The organism is Wenyingzhuangia fucanilytica (assembly GCF_001697185.1).
GTDB lineage: Bacteria > Bacteroidota > Bacteroidia > Flavobacteriales > Flavobacteriaceae > Wenyingzhuangia > Wenyingzhuangia fucanilytica.
The window spans coordinates 1,004,942-1,027,865 of sequence record NZ_CP014224.1; the positions used below are offsets into that span (position 1 = coordinate 1,004,942).

At 31.0% G+C, this 22,924-nt stretch carries 22 protein-coding genes; 12 read left to right on the forward strand and 10 right to left on the reverse strand.

Translation table 11 applies throughout. The annotated features are described in order from the left end of the window. Positions 1 to 32 precede the first annotated feature (32 nt). The 4 genes from mnmA to AXE80_RS04100 are packed head-to-tail and all read left to right on the forward strand — an operon-like array spanning position 33 to position 4,301. Complete coding sequence (gene mnmA / locus AXE80_RS04085; RefSeq protein WP_068824700.1) at positions 33 to 1,223, forward strand: tRNA 2-thiouridine(34) synthase MnmA; 1,191 nt, start codon at positions 33 to 35, stop codon at positions 1,221 to 1,223. Between the two features lie 23 nt (positions 1,224 to 1,246). Further along, positions 1,247 to 2,878 (forward strand): S8 family serine peptidase, encoded by a 1,632-nt coding sequence (locus AXE80_RS04090; protein ID WP_068824702.1) that lies wholly within the window; start codon positions 1,247 to 1,249, stop codon positions 2,876 to 2,878. A gap of 5 nt (positions 2,879 to 2,883) precedes the next feature. Next, positions 2,884 to 3,822, forward strand: a complete 939-nt coding sequence (locus tag AXE80_RS04095; RefSeq protein ID WP_068824704.1) for an NAD(P)H-dependent flavin oxidoreductase — start codon at positions 2,884 to 2,886, stop codon at positions 3,820 to 3,822. 5 nt (positions 3,823 to 3,827) lie between these two features. Next, complete coding sequence (locus AXE80_RS04100; protein ID WP_068824705.1) at positions 3,828 to 4,301, forward strand: YehS family protein; 474 nt, start codon at positions 3,828 to 3,830, stop codon at positions 4,299 to 4,301. A gap of 45 nt (positions 4,302 to 4,346) precedes the next feature. Here AXE80_RS04100 and AXE80_RS04105 read toward each other — a convergent pair whose 3' ends face one another. Both AXE80_RS04105 and AXE80_RS04110 read right to left on the reverse strand, forming a co-directional pair. Next, entirely contained in the window at positions 4,347 to 6,221 is a 1,875-nt protein-coding gene (locus AXE80_RS04105) for a DUF4153 domain-containing protein (RefSeq protein ID WP_068824708.1), read from the reverse strand. Positions 6,222 to 6,238: 17 nt separating this feature from the next. Further along, positions 6,239 to 6,757, reverse strand: coding sequence for a hypothetical protein (locus AXE80_RS04110; protein WP_068824710.1), 519 nt, complete (start codon positions 6,755 to 6,757; stop codon positions 6,239 to 6,241). Positions 6,758 to 7,006: 249 nt separating this feature from the next. On the opposite strand from AXE80_RS04110, the gene AXE80_RS04115 reads away from it, so the two are divergent. Next, positions 7,007 to 8,197: an MFS transporter gene (locus AXE80_RS04115; protein WP_068824712.1), complete on the forward strand. Its 1,191-nt coding sequence runs from the start codon at positions 7,007 to 7,009 to the stop codon at positions 8,195 to 8,197. 168 nt (positions 8,198 to 8,365) lie between these two features. Here the strand turns inward: AXE80_RS04115 and AXE80_RS04120 are convergent, their stop codons facing one another. The 8 genes from AXE80_RS04120 to mtaB are packed head-to-tail and all read right to left on the reverse strand — an operon-like array spanning position 8,366 to position 16,992. After that, positions 8,366 to 9,691, reverse strand: a complete 1,326-nt coding sequence (locus tag AXE80_RS04120) for a TolC family protein (protein WP_068824714.1) — start codon at positions 9,689 to 9,691, stop codon at positions 8,366 to 8,368. Between the two features lie 4 nt (positions 9,692 to 9,695). Further along, entirely contained in the window at positions 9,696 to 10,820 is a 1,125-nt protein-coding gene (locus AXE80_RS04125; protein ID WP_068824716.1) for an efflux RND transporter periplasmic adaptor subunit, read from the reverse strand. 22 nt (positions 10,821 to 10,842) lie between these two features. Continuing rightward, positions 10,843 to 12,075, reverse strand: coding sequence for an ABC transporter permease (locus AXE80_RS04130; RefSeq protein ID WP_068824718.1), 1,233 nt, complete (start codon positions 12,073 to 12,075; stop codon positions 10,843 to 10,845). 2 nt (positions 12,076 to 12,077) lie between these two features. Continuing rightward, complete coding sequence (locus AXE80_RS04135; RefSeq protein WP_068824720.1) at positions 12,078 to 13,307, reverse strand: ABC transporter permease; 1,230 nt, start codon at positions 13,305 to 13,307, stop codon at positions 12,078 to 12,080. A 3-nt stretch (positions 13,308 to 13,310) separates the two neighbouring features. Next, positions 13,311 to 14,006, reverse strand: coding sequence for an ABC transporter ATP-binding protein (locus AXE80_RS04140; RefSeq protein WP_068824722.1), 696 nt, complete (start codon positions 14,004 to 14,006; stop codon positions 13,311 to 13,313). Between the two features lie 31 nt (positions 14,007 to 14,037). Continuing rightward, entirely contained in the window at positions 14,038 to 14,928 is an 891-nt protein-coding gene (locus tag AXE80_RS04145) for a lytic transglycosylase domain-containing protein (RefSeq protein WP_068824724.1), read from the reverse strand. A gap of 32 nt (positions 14,929 to 14,960) precedes the next feature. Beyond that, positions 14,961 to 15,626 (reverse strand): alpha/beta hydrolase, encoded by a 666-nt coding sequence (locus AXE80_RS04150; RefSeq protein WP_083194576.1) that lies wholly within the window; start codon positions 15,624 to 15,626, stop codon positions 14,961 to 14,963. A gap of 7 nt (positions 15,627 to 15,633) precedes the next feature. Next, positions 15,634 to 16,992 carry a tRNA (N(6)-L-threonylcarbamoyladenosine(37)-C(2))-methylthiotransferase MtaB gene (gene mtaB / locus AXE80_RS04155; protein WP_068824726.1) on the reverse strand — a complete coding sequence of 453 codons (1,359 nt, stop codon included), beginning with the start codon at positions 16,990 to 16,992 and terminating at the stop codon, positions 15,634 to 15,636. Positions 16,993 to 17,109: 117 nt separating this feature from the next. Between mtaB and AXE80_RS04160 the strand changes: the two genes are divergently transcribed. The 7 genes from AXE80_RS04160 (at position 17,110) to AXE80_RS04190 (ending at position 22,923) form a co-directional block, all read left to right on the forward strand. Beyond that, entirely contained in the window at positions 17,110 to 18,708 is a 1,599-nt protein-coding gene (locus AXE80_RS04160; protein ID WP_068824728.1) for an ABC transporter substrate-binding protein, read from the forward strand. Beyond that, entirely contained in the window at positions 18,708 to 19,055 is a 348-nt protein-coding gene (locus AXE80_RS04165) for a tRNA-binding protein (RefSeq protein WP_068824729.1), read from the forward strand. The genes AXE80_RS04160 and AXE80_RS04165 overlap by 1 nt, the downstream gene beginning before the upstream one ends. Positions 19,056 to 19,124: 69 nt before the next feature. Further along, the gene (locus AXE80_RS04170; RefSeq protein ID WP_068824731.1) at positions 19,125 to 20,477 is read left to right on the forward strand and encodes an MATE family efflux transporter; all 1,353 of its coding nucleotides are present in this window, start codon (positions 19,125 to 19,127) and stop codon (positions 20,475 to 20,477) included. A 22-nt stretch (positions 20,478 to 20,499) separates the two neighbouring features. Then, entirely contained in the window at positions 20,500 to 20,727 is a 228-nt protein-coding gene (locus AXE80_RS04175; protein WP_068824733.1) for a hypothetical protein, read from the forward strand. Positions 20,728 to 20,779: 52 nt separating this feature from the next. Next, positions 20,780 to 21,400 carry an L-threonylcarbamoyladenylate synthase gene (locus tag AXE80_RS04180; RefSeq protein ID WP_068824735.1) on the forward strand — a complete coding sequence of 207 codons (621 nt, stop codon included), beginning with the start codon at positions 20,780 to 20,782 and terminating at the stop codon, positions 21,398 to 21,400. 12 nt (positions 21,401 to 21,412) lie between these two features. After that, positions 21,413 to 22,123, forward strand: coding sequence for a hypothetical protein (locus AXE80_RS04185; RefSeq protein WP_068824737.1), 711 nt, complete (start codon positions 21,413 to 21,415; stop codon positions 22,121 to 22,123). A 41-nt stretch (positions 22,124 to 22,164) separates the two neighbouring features. Further along, positions 22,165 to 22,923: a hypothetical protein gene (locus AXE80_RS04190; RefSeq protein ID WP_068824739.1), complete on the forward strand. Its 759-nt coding sequence runs from the start codon at positions 22,165 to 22,167 to the stop codon at positions 22,921 to 22,923. Position 22,924: the final 1 nt, after the last annotated feature.

The window sequence follows — 22,924 nt, forward strand, 5'->3', positions numbered from 1 at the left end:
TATACTATCTTTGTAACCTCAATTTTTTGAATATGAAACGTGTAGTAGTTGGACTTTCAGGAGGAGTAGATAGTAGTGTAGCGGCGTATTTGTTGCAGCAACAGGGATACGAAGTGATTGGTTTGTTTATGAAAAACTGGCACGATGATTCTGTAACTATTTCAAACGAATGCCCTTGGTTAGAAGATAGTAACGATGCCATGCTAGTGGCAGAAAAATTGGGAATTCCTTTTCAGGTAGTAGATTTAAGTAAAGAGTACCAAGACCGTATTGTAGATTACATGTTTAAGGAATACGAATTAGGGAGAACACCAAACCCTGATGTACTTTGTAATCGTGAAATTAAGTTTGATGTGTTTATGAAAATAGCATTAAGCTTAGGGGCAGATTATGTAGCTACGGGACATTATTGCCGTAGAGGAATTACACAAGATACTAACGGAAATGAAGTATATCAATTAAAAGCAGGAGTTGATAATAATAAAGATCAATCTTACTTTTTGTGTCAATTATCCCAAGAACAATTGTCTAAAGCTTTGTTTCCTATTGGAGAATTAACCAAGCCAGAAGTAAGAGAAATTGCCAAAGAATTAGATTTGGTAACTGCAGATAAAAAAGATTCACAAGGGTTATGTTTTATTGGTAAAGTTCGTTTGCCAGAGTTTTTACAACAAAAATTACAGCCTAAAGAAGGAGTGATTGTTCAAGTTCCTAATACTTTTGATGGATACACAAGAAAAATTCCTGTATTTGAAAATAAGTTAGAAGAGTTGGCTTTTCACAGTCAAAAATACACCTACTCTGTTGCTAACGGAAAAATTGTAGGAAAGCACCAAGGAGCTCATTATTTTACCAAAGGTCAGCGTAAAGGGTTGGCTGTTGGAGGAACACAAGAGCCTTTGTTTGTGATTGAAACCGATGTAAACGAAAATGTTATTTATGCTGGTGAAGGAAAAAATCACCCAGGATTGTATAGAAAAGTATTATTTGTAAGTAACGAAGAATTACATTGGATTCGTGAAGATTTGGCATTAGAAATAGGCGATTCTATGGAAGTGTTGGCAAGAATTCGTTATCGTCAACCTTTAGAAAAAGCAACTTTGTATCAAGTGCCAAACGGAATGTATGTGGAATTTGAAAATCCACAATCTGCCATTCAAGAAGGACAATTTGTGGCTTGGCATTTAGAAGATGAACTTTTAGGATCGGGAGTAATTGCGTAACTTCACTACAAACTAAAATCAGGATGAAAAAGTTTGTGTTTTTGATGTTTTTATGCTCAAGCATGTTACAGGCTCAAGAACACGCATGGGTTTATTTTAAAGACAAGCCTAATGCCCAAATATATCTAAATAATCCTTTAAGTTTTTTATCGCAACGAGCGATAGACCGTAGAGATCATCAAAATATTAGCATTACTACCCAAGATGTTCCTGTTGAGGATTCTTATGTTTTATCAGTGAAAAACAGTAACGGTATTACGGTAAAAGCAACATCAAAATGGTTAAATGCGGTTCATGTATTTGGTTCAGAAACGGATATTGCCAATCTTCAAAATTTAACATCGGTAGATAGCATTCAGTTTGCTAATAAAAATTTAGCTGTTATTAATACATCAACTTCTAAACTTAGCAAAGTTTCTAAAATAAATAAATTTGATAAAGAGGTTAGCTCTGTTTATAATTACGGACAAGCTACCAATCAAACAGAAATGTTAGGAGTAGAAAAGTTTCACAACACAGGAATTGAAGGTAATAGTATGCAAATAGCTATTATTGATGCAGGTTTTTACGGTGTAAATACTGCTAGTGCTTTTAGTCATTTATTGGATAATGATGAAAGTAATGGAGAAATTTTAGGAGGATATGATTTTGTAAATAATACTAGTAATTTTTATACCCATACAGGAACTACCCACGGAACACAAGTATTGTCTACCATTGCAGCCATTAAAGAAAACGAATTTGTAGGAACTGCGCCCAAAGCAAAATTTTATTTGTTTGTTACAGAAGATGCAGCAAACGAAACACCTTTAGAAGAGAGTTTATGGGTACAAGCGGCAGAGAGGGCAGATAGTTTGGGCGTTGATATTATTAACACTTCTTTAGGCTACAGTGAATTTGATGATAGTAAGTATGATTATACCTATGCCGATATGGATGGAAATACCACGTTTATTACTCGTGGAGCCAATATTGCTGCAGAAAAAGGAATGGTAGTCGTAAATTCTATGGGGAATTCTGGAAATGATACTTGGCATTATTTAACTGCTCCTGCGGATGCAAATAATATTATAGCAGTTGGTGCTGTAGATGCCAATGAAGATATTGTTGGGTTTTCTTCTTTTGGTCCTTCTGCAGATAATAGAATTAAACCAGAAACTTTGGCTCAAGGCGGTAGCGTTTTTGTTGTTAATGAAAATAATCAGGTGGGGATTTCTCACGGAACTTCTTTTTCAGGACCTATTATTTCCGGAGCGGTAGCTTGTTTATGGGAAGCATATCCAAATAAAACAAGTTTAGAGATTAGACAAATGGTTATAGAAAACTCAAAAGATTATTTAAACCCAACAAATCAAAGAGGGTATGGAGTTTTAAATATAAGTAGTTTGGCTCCTCAATTATTCTTAAAAAATCTTTTTAAAGAACCTCCTTTTTATATTGTTCATAGTGGTATTTCGGGAGATATTGAAATAAGATTAATGTTTAAGAATGACGAAGTTACCATTCAGGTATTTTCTGCATTAGGTAATTTTTTAGCTGATAAAAAATTAACAAAAAGGAATGATAGGTTATTGATAAAAAGTTTATCACCAGGTATTTATTATATAAAATATCAATATAAAGGTAAAAGTGAAGTCATGACTTTATTTAAATAAGATGAATGCAAAATAATAGAATTACAAAATTATTTAATATAGATTATTCCATCATTCAAGGAGGAATGGTTTGGGTTAGTGGTTACAAATTAGCATCGGCAGTAAGTAACGCTGGTGGATTAGGTTTAATAGGGGCAGGTTCTATGTATCCAGAAGTTTTTAGAGAGCATATCCAAAAATGTAAAAAAGCTACAGATAAACCTTTTGGAGTAAATTTGCCTTTGATTTATCCTGATATCGACAAAATGGTTGATATTGTGATAGAAGAAGGAGTAAAAATTGTTTTTACATCGGCAGGGAATCCTAATACTTGGACATCAAAATTAAAATCGCATGGCATTAAAGTGGTACATGTGGTGAGTAGTATAAAGTTTGCTTTAAAAGCTCAAGAAGCTGGAGTTGATGCTGTAGTGGCAGAAGGTTTTGAGGCAGGTGGACATAACGGGCGAGAAGAAACTACAACTTTTACTTTAATTCCAATGGTTAAAGAACATTTAACCATTCCTTTAATTGCAGCGGGAGGAATTGCTAGCGGAAGAGGAATTTTAGCCGCTGAGGTTTTAGGAGCTGATGGTGTACAAATAGGGAGTAGGTTTGCGGTGAGTACAGAATCATCAGCACATATAAAATTTAAAAATTTAATTACAGAGTTGCAAGATGGGACTACACAATTAACTTTTAAAGAGTTGGCACCTGTTAGGATTATCAAAAACAATTATTATCAAAAATTATTAGATTTATATCAAACCCATCCATCAAAAGAGACTTTAAAAACCTTTTATGACAATGCTAAGCTTAAAACGGGTATTTTTGAGGGAGATGTAATTGATGGGAAATTAGAAATAGGGCAAATTGCGGGACTGATTAAACAAGTTAAGCCCATTGCTACTATTATGGAGGAAATGATTACAGAATACAAAACTGTAAAACAAAATTTAAATTAAAAGGAATGACAAATAATGATGTGTTTAGAAGGTTGAAATATGCTTTTAATTACAATCCAGAAAAAATTATATTACTTTTTAACCATGTTGGTGTAAAAGTAGAAAGAGAAGATGTTTCTACATGGTTAGAAAAAGACACCGAGGAAAAGGAAAACTTATCCTTATCTGATGAGCAATTTGCTAGCTTTTTAAACGGGATGATTATTGAAAACAGAGGAAAAAAAGATGGGCAAATTCCGGTAGCAGAAAAAGAATTAGACAATAATATTGTTTTTAGAAAATTGAGGATAGCTTTAAATTTAAAAGATACCGATATTTTAGATTTACTAAAATTAGCAGGATTCAATTTTGGAAAATCAGAGTTATCTGCTTTTTTTAGAAAACCAGGACATCAGCATTATAAAAAATGTCAAGACCAAGTGTTGAGAAATTTTTTAAACGGATTGTTTCTTAAACATCAAGAAAATCAAAAAAAGTAATTCTTAAAATTAAAAAGCCAAAACTATTTTGTTTTGGCTTTTTTGTTATTTATTTAAATCTTTAAGTAATATTTTACCATTAAAATTACTAATATTTAACGAGTCATTTTTTAGGTAAGTACTCATGTTTTTTAGTTCAAATAAAACATTGAAATGATTTATTTTTCCTGTTAATTGTAGTTGATGATTGGCAATAGAATCCATTCCTTTAGGATATTTATGATATAACTGTTGCGTTAATTTTGACAAAGAAATATCTAAGGTATCTGTAGCGCTATTTATTTTTAGAATGGATTTTTTCTTATTGAATATTAGTTGATATTTTTCATTTTGAATTGTAAAATCTATAGGATTTGAATTATAGTTGTATTGATGAAAATCAACTAAATAATCATAGTTTGTAATTTGAATTGTTTTTTGATTTTTTGAGCCAAACTTAAGTTTTTGTTCACCAAAAGCGGTTTTAAAATCATAAATATGTTTGTATTTTAAACCTAAAGTTTCCATATAAATTTTGGCTTCATTTATAGAGGCTAAACTATCAGCAGCAGTCTTTAGATAGCTTTTTAAATCTTGCTTAAACATTGGTTGCAAGGTGTTCATTCCATGATGATTGTCTAAATAATCTAAAATAGATTTTATTTCGTTATGAATAGAATCACTAACAACTGGTGTTTTAATATTCTTCTTTTTACTGTAAAATTTAGGCAAACTATCTGTGTCCCAAACTACCTCATTAATCACTTTTCCATCTTCTAAAAAATGATGTTCATCTAAAATATGAATCAATCTTTTAGATTGACTTTTCTCACTTAAACTAAACATTCCCCATGGCCCAAAAGAAGAAAGGAGAAGGAAAAATGCTAATGATGTAGGAATGATTTTAATGTTTGTTTTTTTTAGGCAGAAATAAATAGATAAAAATAGTACCCAGCCCCCAAATAAACAGATCATGTATCTATTAATGGTAAGCCCATAATCTACTATTCTTAAATATATAGCTATGGCTAATAAGAATATTAAAGGAAGTAATAAATAATAGTAAAGGATGTTTGCCTTTTTTATCCACTCATTTCCTTTTTGTTTTCCATAAGGGTAAATTAATAAGAAAGCAAAAATTCCAAGTACAGATACTATGGTAATTAGATAAGATACAATTCCTTTTGGCAAATGTTGAGTAATAATAATTTTAGTGCTATAGGCATAAAGTATTATTAAATAGGTGGCTAGTAAAGGGAGTAAAATATATTGACTAAATATTTTTAACCCTTTTGGGTATTCTTTAATGTTGTTGTATAAATCTGTGTTTTTAGAAATTCCAGCAACAAAAAACCAAGTGTTAAACAAACCAAAAACAACAATGAATATTTGAGTATATAACTTTCCATCAATGTCAATATCAAAAAGAAGATGTAAGGCTGTTAAAGCTAATATAATTCCTATATATATAAACCCGGAGTATAAAACAGCGGTACATAAACGTAAAAACAAAGTTTTATTATAATTCCAAAAACCATTTACCCCTCCCGATTTTAAAAACAAAGTAAAAGAAATGATTAGGTGAGCTATGATGTTAAAAATGGTATATCTTATATAAGGAATTTTAGTGTTAAATGTGCTGTTTTGATTTGGTAAGGAAAAATAAATTAAGGTTAAAATTAAAACAATACTACCCTCAAAAATATATTTACTTTTTGTGGATCTTGTATTAATCATTGTGCTACAAAAAAACAAAGGGATTCCTAAAGCAAAAGTTAAAATAGCATTGATGTAAGGAAATTTGTTTTGAATATTAGATTGATTTTCAATAAGGTAAACAGATAAGATTACGGCTATAATAGCTGATAAAATAGTGGTAGGATAGGCAATAAAAGATGTTTTGGCTTTGTTTGTAATATAGTTGATGTTGGGGAATTTCATAGCAATTTATATAGAGGTTAAAATGTGTAAATGGTTTGTTTGTCCAAATCATCATTAAAAATTTGTAGCCAATTTTTGCTAGGTTCTGTTGATGTTGCGTTTTTTGCTACCGAAGGATTATTTGGATATTTACCGTTTTTAAATTCAAGAATTTTTAACTCTCCTCTGTTAACAGTATATAAATTGGCCCAATTGTTTTTTATTGTTTCTACGTAAATAGGAGCTCTAGTAACAGAAAAAGTATTGATGTGTTTTAGTTGAGAGTCTAAGAGTAAAAAAGTACAGCCTCCGGTACCACAAAAATATGGAGATACAAATTGAATAAAAATTTCATCTTTTCCATCATCATTTAAATCTACCAAAGTCATCTGAAATTGTTTGTCTGTAGAAGTCATAAATTGAATTTCGTCTTTTAAAAAGTCATGAACCAAATAAGTTTTTACTTTATTTAAAATTTCATCATTATTCGATTTTTTAGCTTGACAAGCCGTTAGTAAACTGATGATAAGTACTAAGGATAAAAATTTATGGATCATGTTTGGTTGTTTTTAATGTTAATTATAGAAAGTAATTTTTTTGAATTGAAAATCACCTCTTTAATAAGCTATATAAAAATAGGGATTTAATATTTTAAACTAGCTTGGGCTTATGATAATTTAGTGTTTTTGCTAAATTTTAAATGATTTTTCATTTTATACGGAAATAGAATTTTTCAAAACATTAAGTAAAATAATGAGTGTACATTTGCATAGTTTTAATTACAGACTAAGAATAGTAAATGTGATATGAAAAAGGAATTATTGCCCTTGGCGTTAGGTGGTTTGTCTATAGGAACAACAGAGTTTGTAATGATGGGTTTATTGCCAACCATTTCAGAGTATTTTAACATTACCATTTCTCAAGCAGGAGGTTTTATATCTTTTTATGCGTTGGGAGTTGTGATTGGTGCTCCATTAATTGTTTTCTTATCAGGACGTTTTTCTTCTAAGAAAATTTTATTAGGATTGATGATTATTTTCACGGTCTTTAACTTGTTAAGTGCTTTGAGTCCAAGTACAACATTTATGTATGTATTTAGATTTTTATCAGGGTTGCCTCATGGAGCATTTTTTGGTGTAGGATCTATTGTAGCAAGTAGATTAGCAAAAAAAGGAGAAGAAGCCAAAAATATTTCTATGATGTTTGCAGGTTTAACAATAGCCAATTTGGTAATGGTTCCTTTAGGAACTATTTTGGGGCAAACATTTTCTTGGAGAATTACTTTAGGGATTGTTGCAATAATTGGATTTTTAACATTATTGTCTTTGTTTTTTTGGTTGCCTAATTTACCTATTAGAAAACAAACAGATATTAAAGGAGAATTGTCTTTTTTTAAAACAAAAGAAGCTTGGATTATTACTTTAATGACAGCGATAGGTACAGGAGGAGGATTTGCTTGGTTAAGTTATATTGCTCCATTAATGACTAAGGTAGCAGGAGTTTCGGAGGAATATTTGATGGGAATTATGATGCTTGTTGGTTTGGGAATGGTTGTAGGAAATATTATAGGAGGTAGATTGGCAGATAGAGTTGCACCAGTAAAAGCTTGTATGGTTTTGTTTGGAGCTATTAGCATTAATTTATTGTTAGTGTTTTTGTTTGCACAATATTCCGTATTTGCTTTGATTTTATGTTTTACAGGAGGTGCTTGTTTTTTAGCATTAGGAGCACCTATACAAATATTGATGATTAAAACCGCAGGAAAGGCCGAAATGGTTGGGGCGGGAGTTACTCAAGCAGCTTTTAATATAGGAAACTCAGTTGGTGCATTTTTAGGAGGATTAATTCTAACTTTAGGATATGGTTATAAATATCCGTCTTTATTAGGAGTGTTGTTAGCTTTAATCGGAGTTGGTTTTACTTTATTACTTCTTAAAACCAATAAGAAAAAACAAGCAGAGTTAGAACTAGGGAAATTAGCAACTTGCGATAAATAAAACATTATTTATTTACACATGAGGTTTTCTAAAGAGTGCCGATTCGTCAAACTGAACTTGTTTCAGTTTCTCATAATTACTGTTTAATAGTATATTGTGATTCTGAAATGAATTCAGAATGACGTTTTCAAATACTTTTTTTAAAAGCTTCATCATTCAGTTAGATGATTATAAATTAATAGGAATACCAAAATAAAATTCCAATACTTTTAATTTAAAAATATAATCATACTTAGCTTTAATAACATTTGTTTCGGCATTTACATAACTGGTTTTACTTTGGTTAAAAGTAAAAGAATCCATGGCTCCTAAGTTAAATTTTTCGGTAGCATATTCATATGCCAGTGTTCTTGCTTCTAAAGCTTTTTGACTAGCTTCGTATGTTTTTAAAGCTCCTTTGGTATCGTTAAATGCTTGGTAAACTTTATCTCTTAAATTAAATTTAGATTGTTCTAAATCTAGTTTTGCTTGTTCTAGTTGTAACCTAGATTTTTTAACAGCATTTCTTGTTTGAAATCTATTGAATATAGGAATACTTAAACCTAAACCATAAGAAAATCCTCTGTTGTCTCTAAACTGAGTTAAAAGATTTGTCCAGTTAAAATTATGAGGGTTAAAATAACTTGTATTAAACCCAAAAGAAGCACTTAAGGTTGGTAAATAAGCTCCCTTTGATATTTTAATATCATTTTCTGCAATTTCAATAGCAACTTCGGATAGTTTAATATCATTTCTAACAGTTAAAGATTTGTTAAATATATCTTGTGGACTGTTTTCTGTAATATCAGTAGGAATCAATTCATAAGTATCATCGGTAATTTCAAATTGATCAAAATCCTCTAAAACCAATAAATTAAAAAGTGTTAGTTTAGAGATTAGAATATTATTTTCCATATCAATAATGGCTTTTTCTTGATCTGCCAAAGTAGCCTCAATTTCTAATAAATCTCCTTTAGGTTTACTTCCGGCATTAACCAATTCTTTGGTTCTTTCTACTTCTTTAAGACTTAGCTCGTGTTGTTCGTTTAAAGCTTTAAGAGATTCTTTGTTAAATAATATCTGTAAAAAAGCATTACAAACATTTAAAGAAATATTGTCTTTCATATCATCTAATTGATATTGTTTAGACAATAAACTTAAGTTAGATCTATGTAATTGTTTGATGTTCCTCATCCCATCATAAAGCGTTACGTTGGAGTTTACACCTACACCGGTGCTTTGAGTGGTTGCAATAACGTTAGAGTTGGTAATAGGGTCTGTGTTTAATCCTGTTCTCCATGAATGGCTAAGGTTGGCATTTAAATTGGGTAAAAAATTCCCTTTGGCATTTGAAATGTCAATTTTAGAGCTCTCTATTTCTAATTTAGATTTTTGAATAGAAATATTGTTTTCTAAAGCATAAGCAACGCATTCTTGTAAAGTCCATTTTTTGGTTTGAGCGTTCCCTAATGTATAAGTACATAAAACAATAAGAAGTAATAATTTTGAATTCATAATTTTATCTTTTCTTTCTGTTAAAATCGGTTTCGCTTCCTGTTACTTGATTCCAAACTTTTATGTTATCTTCTTTAGATATACCTTCTGTTACTTCAACATTAATTCCATCAGAAACCCCTAGGGTTACATCCTTACGTTCAAAAATTTGATTTTCTTTTTCAATTTCTACATAAGGTTTTTCAGTTTTTCTATCGTATTGAATTAAAGATTCTTTTACAGCTAAAATATTTTCTTTTTTTTCTAAAATCAAAGCGGCATTGGCACTATAACCAGCTCTAATATTCACATTTTCTGCTAGGTCTAAACTTGCTTTAATTTTAAATAAAACGGCTCCTTGTTCATCTAAACCTTTTGGAGCTATAAAAGTTAAATTGGCATTAAATTTTTGAGTGTCAATAGCACCAATAGTAACTTCTAATGGAGTATTTTCTTTTAGTTTTCCAACTTCGGCTTCATCAACTTTTCCTTCAAAAATCATCTTTTTTAAATCGGCAACAAGAGCAATGGTGGTTCCTGCGTTAAAGTTGTTACTTTCAATAACTTGGTCTCCTTGTTTTACTGGAATTTCTAAAATGGTTCCAGAAATGGTTGCTCTAATATTGGTGTTTGCAGATGCCGATCCGTTTGCAGAACCTAACTTAATAATTTGATAGTCTTTTTTTGCGTTTTCTAAATCTTGCTTGGCCTGGTTGTACTGTAATTCAGCCGTGTTAAATTCTTGAACAGCAATAACGCCTTTATCAAAAAGTTGTTTACTTCTTTTGAATTCCTTTGTAGTGTTTTCTAAAGAAAGTTGAGCACTAATTACCCTACCATTAGCACTGTTTAATGATTGTTCGTTAGGAACTACTTTAATTTTAGCAATCAAATCTCCTTCTTTAACATGCTTTCCTTCTTCCACAAAAATCTTTTCTATAATTCCTGATATTTGTGGTTTTATTTCTACTTCATCCTCTGGAATTACAGTTCCTGTAGCTACCGTTTTTTTCTCGATAGTAGTGATAAAAGGTTTTTCTGTTTTATATTCAATAGCAGACTTACTGTTCTTGTCTATAAAAAACTTTATAACGAATCCGAAAGCTACTAAGAGTAGAAGAATGATGACGATTTTTATAATTTTTTTCATGGCTATATATTAATATCTTTTGTTAACTATTTAACGCTTCAATTGGTTTTATTTGTGTGGCTTTGGTTGCAGGTATCAAGCCGATAAGAGTTCCTAAAATGGCTAAAATGATAACAGAAACAAATACTATTGGAACAGATACGGATGGGTTTACCAATACAGCGTCTGTACCCTGACCAAAGAATTTATCAATTAAAATTAAAACCAATCCACCACCAACAATTCCTAAAAATCCAGCAACCAATGCAAGAGTTACCGCTTCTAAAATAATTTGTCTTTTAATCATTATAGGAGTGGCACCAATGGCACGTCTTATTCCTATTTCTTTGGTGCGTTCTTTTACAGTAATAAGTAATATATTACCAATGGCAAAAACACCTGCAATAAGGGTGGCAATTCCTACAAACCAAGTTAAAAATTGCATACCGGTTAAAAAACCATTCATTTTTTCGAATTCTTTACCAAGGTTAAAACCTCCAATGGCACGAGTGTCTTCGGGATGAATTTTGTGTAGGTTTTTTATTAATAATTTTGCATCTAATTCTACCTGTTTAATGTCACTGTCTTTTTTACCTGTCACCATCATCATTCCAATTTCTTGACCGGTATTGTAAATTTGTTGAAAGGTTGTGAAAGGAATATGTATTTCAGAACTCATTCCAACATTTCCATTTTTAAACACTCCAACAACAATGAAATTTATTTGATTTAATTCGATATTTTCTCCTATAGGATTTTCTTTTTCATTAAAATATTGTTTGTAAACCTCTTCGGAAATAACAATCATTTTCCTCTTTTTATCAATGTCTTGTTGATTGATAAATCTACCAATGATAAGATTTTTCTTTTGGACTTTGTCTAGCACAGGAAAATCACCATTCACCGTAAAATCACCAGATTGAAAGTTTCTGGTAATTGTTCCGCTTCTTCTGTTTCTTGGGACTACAAATTCAATTCCGTTAATTTCTCTTTTAATACTTTCTACATCTTCTAAATTTAAACGTACTCGTCTTCCTTCTTGAAAACCATGAAAAGCTTTTTCGGTAGATCCTCCCCAAATAAATACACTATTGGTAGCAAAATCACCAAACAATCTGTTAAAAGAGTTTTCCATTCCTCTGGCACAACCTAATAAGGTTACCAATAAAAAGATACCCCAAGTTACACCAATAACCGTAATAAAGGTTCGCATTTTGTTTTTGCGAACACTTTCGTATATTTCTTGCCAAGTATCTTTTTCAAATAAAAATCTCATAATTATTCGTCTCTTAGTGCCACAATGGGTTTTATTTTTGAAGCTCTTTTTGCGGGTACATACCCAGCAATACAGCCCGAAATAACCAAAGTAATCATGGCTCCTATAATGATAGAAGTGTCAACACTTGGGTTGGTAATGAAATATTTTTCAAGACTATCTCCAATTAAATTTACGGTACCAATTCCTATTAAAATCCCTAAGTAACCTGCAATTGAAGTAATGGTGATAGATTCTAATAAGATTAGTGCAACAATGGATTTTGGAGAAGCTCCTAAAACTTTTCTCACCCCCAGTTCTTTGGTACGTTCACTAACCACGTAAATCATAATATTGCTAATTCCAACAATTCCCGCTATTAAAGTTCCAAAACCAATAAAAAAGATAAGTACTGTTAATACCAACATCATCATATTGGTGTCTTTAATATTTTCAGCAACGTTTCTTATCCAAATTCCCCCTTGATCGTTTGGAGAAATAATAAGTAATTCTTTTAATTGTTTTTCTAGTAATTTACTAAAGGCTACAACTTCTGTGTAGCTCATATTTTTATTATATGTTAAATCTATTTGATCCACATAATCATTGTTTGCATATAGAGATTGTGATGTGCTTAAAGGAATGTAAATTACTCTTTCTGCATTGTCATCACCTTCTTTTTCAAAAACGCCAATCACTTTAAAATTAATTCCTTGTAAGTTGATGTATTTTCCAATTGCATTTTTGTTTTTAAACAAATCATTTTTAACGAGTCTACCAATAACAGCGGTTTTGTTGTTTTTTTGAATATCAGAAAGATTGATAAAACGTCCGTTGCTTAGCTTATAAGTGTCTATAAATTGATTGTCGGGAAGTACTCCGTTTACAGGGTAGTTGTTTTTATTGTGTTCGTAACTAACATTAAAATTCTTATAAATTTTTGGTGATAAATATTGAACTTTGTCGCTGTTAGTTTCTTTTATGTATTGTACTTCTTTATTGGTAAGTTGTACTCTTCTTCCAGATTTTTTTCCTTTAAAAGGTACTGTAGCTTTACCAGAATAAATATAGATAGCGTTAGGAGTGTTGTTGATAAAAAAGCTAGAAAAAGTATTTTGTAATCCGTTAGAAATTCCAAAAAGGAGTGTAAAGATTAAAATGGCAAATGTGATGGTAAAACCAGATAGAATACTTCGAAGTTTATTTTTACTAATGCTTTGGAATATTTCTGCCCATAAATCTCTATCAAACATCTTTTATACAGTTGTGTTAGCATTTGTAAGTTCGTCACTCATAATTACTCCATCTTTTAACCTAATAATTCTATTGGTTTGTAAGGCAACATCTTCTTCGTGAGTAATAATAACAACTGTCATACCTTCTTTGTTGATATTTTTTAACAATTCCATAGTGGTTTGAGTGGTTACAGAATCAAGCGCTCCAGTAGGTTCATCAGCTAAAATAATTTTTGGTTGTGTTACCAATGCCCTTGCTATGGCCACACGTTGCTTTTGTCCTCCAGACAATTCATTGGGTAGGTGAGTAGCCCATGGTTTTAATCCAACTTTATCTAAGTATTCTAAGGCTATTTTTTCACGTTGCTTTTTGTTGTATCCTCCTTTGTAGTATAGAGGTAAAGCCACATTTTCAATAGCAGTTTTATAAGGGATTAAATTAAAGGATTGAAAAATAAATCCAATAAAGTGATTTCTTAACAAAGCAGCTTTGGTTTCGTTTAAGTCTTTAATCACCTCATTGTTTAGTTTGTAAAGACCTTCATCATGAGTGTCTAACAAACCAATAATATTTAAAAAAGTTGATTTTCCAGAACCAGAAGACCCCATGATTGAAACCAATTCTCCTTCTTTTACATGAAGATTAATCCCTTTAAGTACGTGCAAAGAATCTTTTCCTACTTTATAAGACTTATGTAGGTTTTCTATCTGAATCATAACTTTTCTTTTTCAAAATCTAATATATATATTAATTTACAGGAATCTTAATATCGTAAGGTTTCCTAGTGCTGTTATTCAGCTTGTTTTCTCTTAACCAGGGATTTAAAATTTTTAATTCCTTATAGTTGGTATTAAAATTTTTAGCAAAGCTGGCAATATTGCTAATAACAGTATCTACTTTAACCGATCTGTATTCTGGTAATAAGTATAAATCAGATTTGTCATAAACAAAACCATAGTCATATGGTTTGCTTAAAATTTCTTTTACAGCTATAATTCTAGGTAAGTAGCGAGAGGTCTCATCGGGTAACAAAACATCGTAATAAGAAGTTACCATTTGTTCTTCCATTCTTCTTCCAAGACCATTAATACCAATGTTGTAAGATGCAGCAGCAGCTGTCCAGGTTCCAAATTCTTCTTTGGCTTTAAGGATGTACTGACAAGCAGCATTTGTGGCTTTTTCTAAATCATAACGTTCATCTACGTTATCGTTTACTTCAAGTCCATATTCTCTTGCTGTGGCGGGCATCAATTGCCAAAAACCTTTGGCTCCGGCAGGTGATGTAACGTTTTGCAATCCACTTTCAATCACTGCTAAATATTTAAAATCGTCTGGAATGTTGTTCTTTTTAAGAATAGGTTCAATTACAGGGAAAAATTTGTGAGCTCTTTTAATTAACAATAATCCGTTAGATTGCCAATAAGTGTTTACTAAGAATTCTTTATCAACTCTTTCTTTTACATCAGTATTGTGAATAGGAACTCCCTCTCCAGCAAACTGAATTCCACTAGGTATTTTTAATGCTTTAATAATATAGGTGTCTCCAGTTTTTTTAGTTGATGGAGTAGCATTGGTAAAAAATGGTATAGATACTAAGATGGCTCCCGCAGAAACAATCCATATAAGATGTTTTTTCATGAAAAAAAGTTTGAATATATAAGATACAAAAATTAAGCCAAATAACGAAGGATGTATTGCTCAATACTGCTACTTTTTGTTAGTATCATGGCATGTGTTCCGTTTTTGATGACTTCACAATTTTTAATGTATTTGATAGGAATAATTTGATCAGAGTTACCATGTATATGAAGCAAAGGAAGATTGTTATGAGAACCTTTCCAAAGTAAAAAAGAACGAATGGCCCATTGGGTGTAAAGTTTGTTTCTTATGGGTAAAAACTTTCTATAAACAGTTAAAGTGTTTTTAATTTTTGATGACCCTTTTTTATATAAAAATTGTTCTAAAAAATTAAGAAACGTAACAGGGTATAGTTTGTATAATCTTGTAGTTTTTACAGTTTTAAAAAAGAAACTATATTCTGTAGGGCTTTTAATACTAGAGATAATAATTATTTTTTTACAAGGAATTATTTGTGCAATTTCTTGAGCCAATATCCCCCCAAAAGAAACACCTATTAATATTGGGTTAGCTGCTGTAATTTGTTTTGCAAAACGTTTTGCATAGTCTGATAAAGATTCATCTTTAGATAAAGGCATCAGCCATTCTAAAAAATGCATCTTATATTTTTCTGTTGGAAGTTTAATACGTTCAAAAATAGCTGAACTAGCAGACATTCCTGGTAAAAAATAAACGTGTGTTAGGTTTTCGGTTTTCAAGTGTTGATTAAATCAATTCACTCAAATTTACAGTTTTTTCTGTAGGTTGATGTAACCAATCAAAACGAACTGAACCATCTTCATCTATTTCTGTTAAGGTAACTTCGTGTAATTCGTTTACCAAACTAGGATTCCATGGAGTTTTAACTTTTACGTAATTTTCTGTAAATCCGTGAATGTATCCATCTTTGTTTTCGCTCTCAAACAAAACAATGTGAGTACTTCCTAATTGACTTTCGTAAAAAGCTCTACGTTTTTTAACAGACAAACCACGCAACATTTTACTACGTTTGGCTCTAACATTTTTTGGAACTACTCCGTCCATGTCAGCTGCTTCGGTATTATCTCTTTCGGAATAAGTAAATACGTGTAAATAAGAAATATCTAATTCGCTTAAGAATTTATAAGTTTCTAAGAAAATTTCATCTGTTTCTCCAGGAAAACCAACAATCACATCAACCCCAATACAAGCGTTAGGCATGGTTTCTTTAATACGAGCCACTCTGTTTACGTACAAATCACTCATATAACGACGTTTCATTTTTTTCAAAATGGTATCGCTTCCGCTTTGTAAAGGAATATGAAAATGAGGAACAAAACTGTTTGAGGTACTTACAAATTCAATAGTTTCATCTTTTAACAAATTAGGTTCAATAGACGAAATTCTAAGTCTGTGAATACCATCAACTTTGTCTAAAGCTTGAACTAACTCATAAAAAGTGTGTTCGTGTTTTTTGTTTCCAAATTCACCTTTTCCGTAATCACCTATGTTAACTCCAGTAAGTACAATTTCTTTAATTCCGCGTTCAGAAATTTCTTTGGCATTTTTTAATACATTTTCCAAAGTATCGCTTCTAGAAATTCCACGAGCTAAAGGAATGGTACAATAGGTGCATTTATAATCACAACCATCTTGTACTTTTAAAAAGGCACGAGTTCTATCTCCAATAGAATAAGAACCTACATAAAAATCGGCATCTTCAATTTCACAAGAATGCACTTCTCCTAAATCATTTTTAGACAAATCGTTTATATAGTCTGTTACCTTAAATTTTTCGGTAGCCCCTAAAACCAAATCCACGCCATCAACAGCAGCTAATTCCTCTGGTTTTAATTGAGCATAACATCCTACAGCAATTAAAAAAGCATTGTCGTTTTTCTTTAAAGCATTTTTTACAATGGTCTTAAAACGTTTGTCTGCATTGTCGGTTACAGAACATGTATTGATGACATAAATATCAGCTTGTTCTTCAAAATCTACACGGCTAAAACCTTCGTCTTGAAAGCTACGAGCAATGGTAGAAGTTTCTGAAAAATTAAGTTTACAACCCAATGTGTAAAAAGCTACTTTTTTTTGCGGACTCATTCTTGTAAATTTACGGGGCACAAAGGTACGTTTTTTCTACGATATTGAGGTATTTGTTATAGGTTGATTTTTGTGTAATGGTATAGTTAATAAATTCATTTGTAGTAAATTAACCCAATGATTAAAAAAATAGTAAGTTTTTTGTGTTTAGTTTTATGCTTAATTTCTTGTAAAAATAAAGAGCATAAACACAGCCTTTCGGAGGTGTTTAGGTATAATGAAAAAGACAATATAACTTCTTTAGACCCTGCTTTTGCTAAAAATGAACCTAATGTTTGGGCTACAAATCAACTATTTAATGGTTTGGTGGTTTTTGATGATAGTTTACATGTAAAACCTTGCATTGCTAAATCTTGGTCTATTTCTAACGATAATAAAACATATGAGTTTGTGTTAAGAGATGATGTGTTTTTTCATGAAAATATTGCTTTTGGAAAAGATAGTACAAGAACGGTTACAGCTCATGATTTTGAATATAGTTTTGATAGAATTTTAGATCCTAAAGTAGCTTCTTCAGGAAGATGGGTAATGCAAAATGTTAAAAGTTTTAAGGCTGTAAATGATTCTGTTTTTAAGATAGATTTGCACAAAGCTTTTCCGCCTTTTTTAGGGTTGTTGTCCATGCAGTATTGTTCTGTTGTGCCAAAAGAAGCGGTGGAATATTACGGAACAGAATTTAGGTCTAACCCTGTAGGAACAGGTCCTTTTTATTTTAAGTTATGGGTAGAAAACACAAAGTTAGTGTTTAGAAAAAATCCTTTGTATTTTGAAAAAGATGAAAAAGGAAATCAACTTCCTTATTTAGAAGCTGTGGCAGTTACTTTTTATGCCGATAAACAAACGGAATTTTTACAATTTATTCAAGGGAATTCTGATGTTTTGTATGATTTGCACACATCTTATAAAGATGAATTATTATCGCCAACAGGAGAGTTGTTGCCAAAGTATAAAAATAAATTAGCCTTAGATAAAACTCCTTATTTAATTACCGAGTACATTGCTTTTTTTATGGAAGGACAAACGGTAGATAATCATTTGTTGATAAGACAAGCCATTAATATTGGTTTTGATAGGGCTAAAATGTTACGATATTTAAGAAATAACATAGGAAATCCTGCTACGGGTTTTGTGCCCAAAGGTTTGCCTGGGCATTATGATGATGAGTTGAATTTATATCAACCAGAAAAAGCAAAAGCATTAATTGATCAGTATAAAAAAGAAACAGGAGATTTAAATCCGACTATTAAAATTGCTACCAATTCTAGTTACACAGATTTATTTGAATTTATTCAGAGAGAGTTACAAGGAATAGGATTAAATATTCAGTTAGAAGTATTGCCATCACCTATTTTAAGACAACTAAAAGCCAATGGAAAATTGCCTACTTTTAGGGTAGGTTGGATTGCAGATTACCCAGATGCAGAAAACTTTTTATCACTTTTTTACAGTAAAAATTTTGCTCCACAAGGTCCTAATTATTCGCATTATAAAAATACTACTTATGATGATTTGTACGAGCAATCTATGGCCATTACAGATCCACAAAAAAGAGTTGTGATGTATAAAAAAATGGATAGTATTATTAGGAAAGAAGTACCAGTAGTATCTTTATTTTACGATGAAATTATTCGTTTTAAACATAGTAATGTAAAAGGGTTAACCACCAATCCAACCAATTTATTGAATTTAAAAAGAGTATACAAAACAAAAGAATAATGGAAAATACATCACCTTTATCTTGGTCTGATTTTGCCAAAGTAGATATGCGTATTGGAACAGTTTTACAAGCGGAGATTTTTAAAGAAGTAAAGAATCCTGCTTATAAATTATTGATAGATTTTGGAGATTTGGGTATTAAAAAAAGTTCTGCTCAAATTACAAAAGTATATCAAAACCCAAAAGAATTGGTAGGAAGGCAAGTTGTGGCAGTGGTTAATTTTCCTCCCAAACAAATTGCCAATATGATGAGTGAATGTTTGGTGATTGCAGGAGTGGGTGAAGAAAACAATATTGTTTTGTTACAACCAGAAAGAACAATGCCAAACGGAACTAAAATAGGTTGATTTTGGTTTTAAAATTCTAAAGGTCATCACTGATTAGTTTGTATCTTCGCGCAGATTTAAATCTCCCATATGAACATTAAACAATATACTTCTGAGTTTAAAACCAATATTGCTTTAGCAGTCCCTGTAATGTTGGGGCAATTAGGACATGTGTTAGTTGGTTTTGCAGATAATATTATGGTAGGGGAGTTAGGTGCTCCTGCTTTGGCAGCTGTTTCTTTAGCCAATTCAATTTTCTTTATTTTAATGGGCTTGGGAGTAGGTTTTTCTTTTGCCATGACCCCTTTAATTTCAGAAGCAGATGCTGCTAAAAATTATTTAGAAGGAAAAAAAAGCTATCAACATGGAGTGATTATTCTATCGGTTTTAGGAGTAGTTTTAGCCGTAGCATTATTGTTAATGGAGCCTTTGTTAGGAATGATGAATCAACCAGAAGATGTAGTTGTTTTGGCAATTCCTTATTACAATGTTTTGGCTTTTTCTATGATTCCTTTGTTAATTTTTCAGGCCATTAAACAATTTACAGATGGATTGAGCTTAACAAAATACGCAATGATTGCTATTTTAGGATCTAACGTTATAAACGTATTGTTAAATTATATTTTAATTTATGGAAAGTTTGGAGCCCCTGCTTTAGGAGCTGTGGGTGCTGCATATGGAACTTTAGTATCAAGAGTGTTAATGATTTTTGTTTTGCTTTATTTTATTAGTAAAAGAAAAAAGTTCAAACCCTATAAAATTGCTATTTCTTGGTTTAGTTTAGAAAAAGAAAGAGTGATGAAAATTTTTAAATTGGGTTATCCTACAGCATTGCAAATGTTTTTTGAAATTGGAATTTTTGCTAGTGCTGTATTGCTGTCTGGAATGTTAGGAACTGATGAACAAGCAGCCAATCAAATTGCATTGAATTTATCTACCATGACATTTATGGTGGCTACTGGTGTAGCGGTTACCGCAACCATTCGTGTAGGAAATCAAAAAGGATTAAAGGATTATTACAATCTAAAAAGAATTGCAATATCAAATATTCTTTTAATGATTATCATTTCAGTAATTGCAGCTATAGGTTTTATGAGTTTAAGAACTTATTTGCCTTGGATGTATATAGATGATGAAAATGTAGTAAATATAGCAGCAAAATTATTAATTGTAGCTGGGTTGTTCCAAATATCAGACGGAATACAAGTGGTGGTTTTAGGTGCTTTAAGAGGTTTGCAAGATATGTTTGTGCCTATGTGGTTGGTGTTTGTTTCTTATTGGATTGTAGGTTTTCCTGTATGTTATTATTTAGGTATACATACCAGTTTAGGAACTTTTGGAGTTTGGATAGGTTTATTAGTAGGATTAACAGTTTCAGCCACTTTATTGTATCTAAGGTTTCAACATCTAACAAAAAGATTACTTTTGACAGAGCATTTATAAAATAAAAAAATCAAAAAGAAACATGGAATTACCAAGGTTTATATTAGCAGATAATACAGATTGTCCAGAAGATATTTTTGTGATTCATACAGAATTTCCAAGATTTATCATTAACTTAAAGGATGATGAGATTGAATTGTGGGACGATTTAGAAGGAGCAGATGAAGAAGAGCTTTCTATGCAAGTAGCACAGTTTATAGAAGAAGCATCAGAGTTTTATGATGAAGAAATGAATAAGTATTCTGAGTAATTTTACCGATTCTCGTCCATCGATCATCGAATAACGAAAACCGAATAATCAAATGGCAAAGCTTGTAAGAATATATACAGACAATCCCAACGAAAAAGAAATTCTTAAAATTGTTGAGGTTTTAAAAAATGGAGGTGTTATCATCTATCCGTCGGATACTGTTTATGCCTTAGGTTGCGATATTACCAATTATAAAGCCATGGAAAGAGTGGCAAAAATCAAAAACATTAAGCTAGAAAAAAATTCATTTTCTATTGTATGTAATGATTTAAGTCATTTGTCCGATTATACAAAACCAATTGATACCAGTACTTTTAAAATATTAAAAAGAGCTTTTCCAGGGCCTTATACTTTTGTGTTGCCAGCGATTAACAATATGCCAAAAGCGTTTAAAAAACGTAAAACAGTTGGAATTCGCGTGCCAGATAATAGCATTACAAGAAGAATTATTGAGTTACTAGGAAATCCTTTGGTATCTTCTTCTATTTACGATGAAGATGAGGTGATTGAATATACTACAGATCCTGAATTAATTCACGAAAAATGGGATGATTTGGTTGATGTTGTTATTGATGGCGGTTATGGTGATAATGTTGCTTCAACCGTAATTGATTTAAGTGAAGGTGAGCCTGTAGTCCTTAGAGAAGGAAAAGGAAGTTTAGATATTTTATAAGCCATCATTTTAATGAGTCATCAATTAAGTAGCGAAGATGATTTTTTGTTTTATGCTCTTCAAATCGAAATCAAACAACTTTTAAGTAAAATTCAATCTGTAAAGACAGAAACTTTTGAATTTGAAAACTTTTTAAGAAATGAGTTAGAGAGTGAGATTATAGAGGAGCAAGAATTATCTATACTTTATAAAAATCTCCAAAAAGCTAAAAAAGAAAAAAGACTCGCTCAAAAAAAGAAAGGGAAAAATTATAAAGAACCCATTTCTGTTCCTGTAGTTTCTAAAATTACTGATGAAGAAAAAGTTGTTTTAAAGGATAAGAAAAAACTTTATAGAGAGGCAATGTTGTTTGTACATCCTGATAGGTTTTCTAATAACGAACAGGATGAAAATTTGGCGACAGAAATCACTACCGAATTGATTAGAGTTTACAAACAAGGAACTTTGCAAGAGTTGCAGCAAATACATCAACAAATTACTTCTCAAAAAAATCTTTCTAGCATTCAAATTTCTCAAGAAAAGCAATTAGATACTTTAGAATTGTTACAGCAAAAGAAAAATGAGTTAGAAAAAGAATTGGTTCAACTACAAAAAAGGCATACTTATATTGTTCTTACTACCTATGCCAATCCTAAAGATTATTTACAAGAAGTTAAAGCTTATTATAAAGATAGGTTGTTTAAATTAAGAAAGCGTACAAGAAAAGTAACCTCGTTAAAATAAAATTGGTTTAATCTTTGTAATGTTTTTTTCTAAAAAAAGCTTTGAAAAAAATATCTCTATTGTTTTTTGTGGTTGTTTTTACATCACAAATTTTTTCTCAAGAAATAAGTTTTTTAAAAGGTGCTGTTTTAAATGATTCTATTAGTGTTGTAGATATTACAGTAACCAACAAAAACTTAAAACAAAGTACAAAAACCAATGATTTTGGAACTTTTGAATTGCCTGTTAGGTTGGGAGATTCAATTATGGTTGCTGCCATTCACATTAATCCTGTTACTTTAATAATTACTGATGAGGTTTTAAAAGCCGGGGAGATTAGCGTGGAAGTGAGTGAAAAATTAAATGAGATGGAAACCGTTGTGTTGAATAATTTAATAAGTACTTCTGCTTTAAATTTTAATGTAGGACCAACCACCAATCCTGATCCAGAAAAATTAAAAAGAGAAGAAATTAAAAAGTTGGCAAATACAGATCCTACTAAAAAATTTGAAGGATTAAATATTATTGGTTTGGTTTCATCTGCCTACAAATGGATTACAAAAAACAGTAAAAAATTAAGCAAACAAGAAAAAAGGCTAAGGTTTGAGAAGTTTAAAGTTAATTTTTCAAAAGAATTTGGGAACTCTTTTTTTACGGATGATTTAAAGATATCAGAACTAAAAATTGAGGAGTTTTTAAGTTTTTGTAATCAAAAAAAATCTCTCTATGATATGTATTCAAATAATGAAAAACTAGAGTTGATAGATTTTCTAATCAAACAAAGTAAGGAATACAAAAAAATAATGAAGATAGATAATTAGG

Coding starts and splice junctions, on each gene's coding strand:
- mnmA (WP_068824700.1), top strand. CDS start 33: ATGAAACGTGTAGTAGTTGGACTTTCAGGAGGAGTAGATAGTAGTGTA.
- AXE80_RS04090 (WP_068824702.1), top strand. CDS start 1,247: ATGAAAAAGTTTGTGTTTTTGATGTTTTTATGCTCAAGCATGTTACAG.
- AXE80_RS04095 (WP_068824704.1), top strand. CDS start 2,884: ATGCAAAATAATAGAATTACAAAATTATTTAATATAGATTATTCCATC.
- AXE80_RS04100 (WP_068824705.1), top strand. CDS start 3,828: ATGACAAATAATGATGTGTTTAGAAGGTTGAAATATGCTTTTAATTAC.
- AXE80_RS04105 (WP_068824708.1), bottom strand. CDS start 6,221: ATGAAATTCCCCAACATCAACTATATTACAAACAAAGCCAAAACATCT.
- AXE80_RS04110 (WP_068824710.1), bottom strand. CDS start 6,757: ATGATCCATAAATTTTTATCCTTAGTACTTATCATCAGTTTACTAACG.
- AXE80_RS04115 (WP_068824712.1), top strand. CDS start 7,007: ATGAAAAAGGAATTATTGCCCTTGGCGTTAGGTGGTTTGTCTATAGGA.
- AXE80_RS04120 (WP_068824714.1), bottom strand. CDS start 9,691: ATGAATTCAAAATTATTACTTCTTATTGTTTTATGTACTTATACATTA.
- AXE80_RS04125 (WP_068824716.1), bottom strand. CDS start 10,820: ATGAAAAAAATTATAAAAATCGTCATCATTCTTCTACTCTTAGTAGCT.
- AXE80_RS04130 (WP_068824718.1), bottom strand. CDS start 12,075: ATGAGATTTTTATTTGAAAAAGATACTTGGCAAGAAATATACGAAAGT.
- AXE80_RS04135 (WP_068824720.1), bottom strand. CDS start 13,307: ATGTTTGATAGAGATTTATGGGCAGAAATATTCCAAAGCATTAGTAAA.
- AXE80_RS04140 (WP_068824722.1), bottom strand. CDS start 14,006: ATGATTCAGATAGAAAACCTACATAAGTCTTATAAAGTAGGAAAAGAT.
- AXE80_RS04145 (WP_068824724.1), bottom strand. CDS start 14,928: ATGAAAAAACATCTTATATGGATTGTTTCTGCGGGAGCCATCTTAGTA.
- mtaB (WP_068824726.1), bottom strand. CDS start 16,992: ATGAGTCCGCAAAAAAAAGTAGCTTTTTACACATTGGGTTGTAAACTT.
- AXE80_RS04160 (WP_068824728.1), top strand. CDS start 17,110: ATGATTAAAAAAATAGTAAGTTTTTTGTGTTTAGTTTTATGCTTAATT.
- AXE80_RS04165 (WP_068824729.1), top strand. CDS start 18,708: ATGGAAAATACATCACCTTTATCTTGGTCTGATTTTGCCAAAGTAGAT.
- AXE80_RS04170 (WP_068824731.1), top strand. CDS start 19,125: ATGAACATTAAACAATATACTTCTGAGTTTAAAACCAATATTGCTTTA.
- AXE80_RS04175 (WP_068824733.1), top strand. CDS start 20,500: ATGGAATTACCAAGGTTTATATTAGCAGATAATACAGATTGTCCAGAA.
- AXE80_RS04180 (WP_068824735.1), top strand. CDS start 20,780: ATGGCAAAGCTTGTAAGAATATATACAGACAATCCCAACGAAAAAGAA.
- AXE80_RS04185 (WP_068824737.1), top strand. CDS start 21,413: ATGAGTCATCAATTAAGTAGCGAAGATGATTTTTTGTTTTATGCTCTT.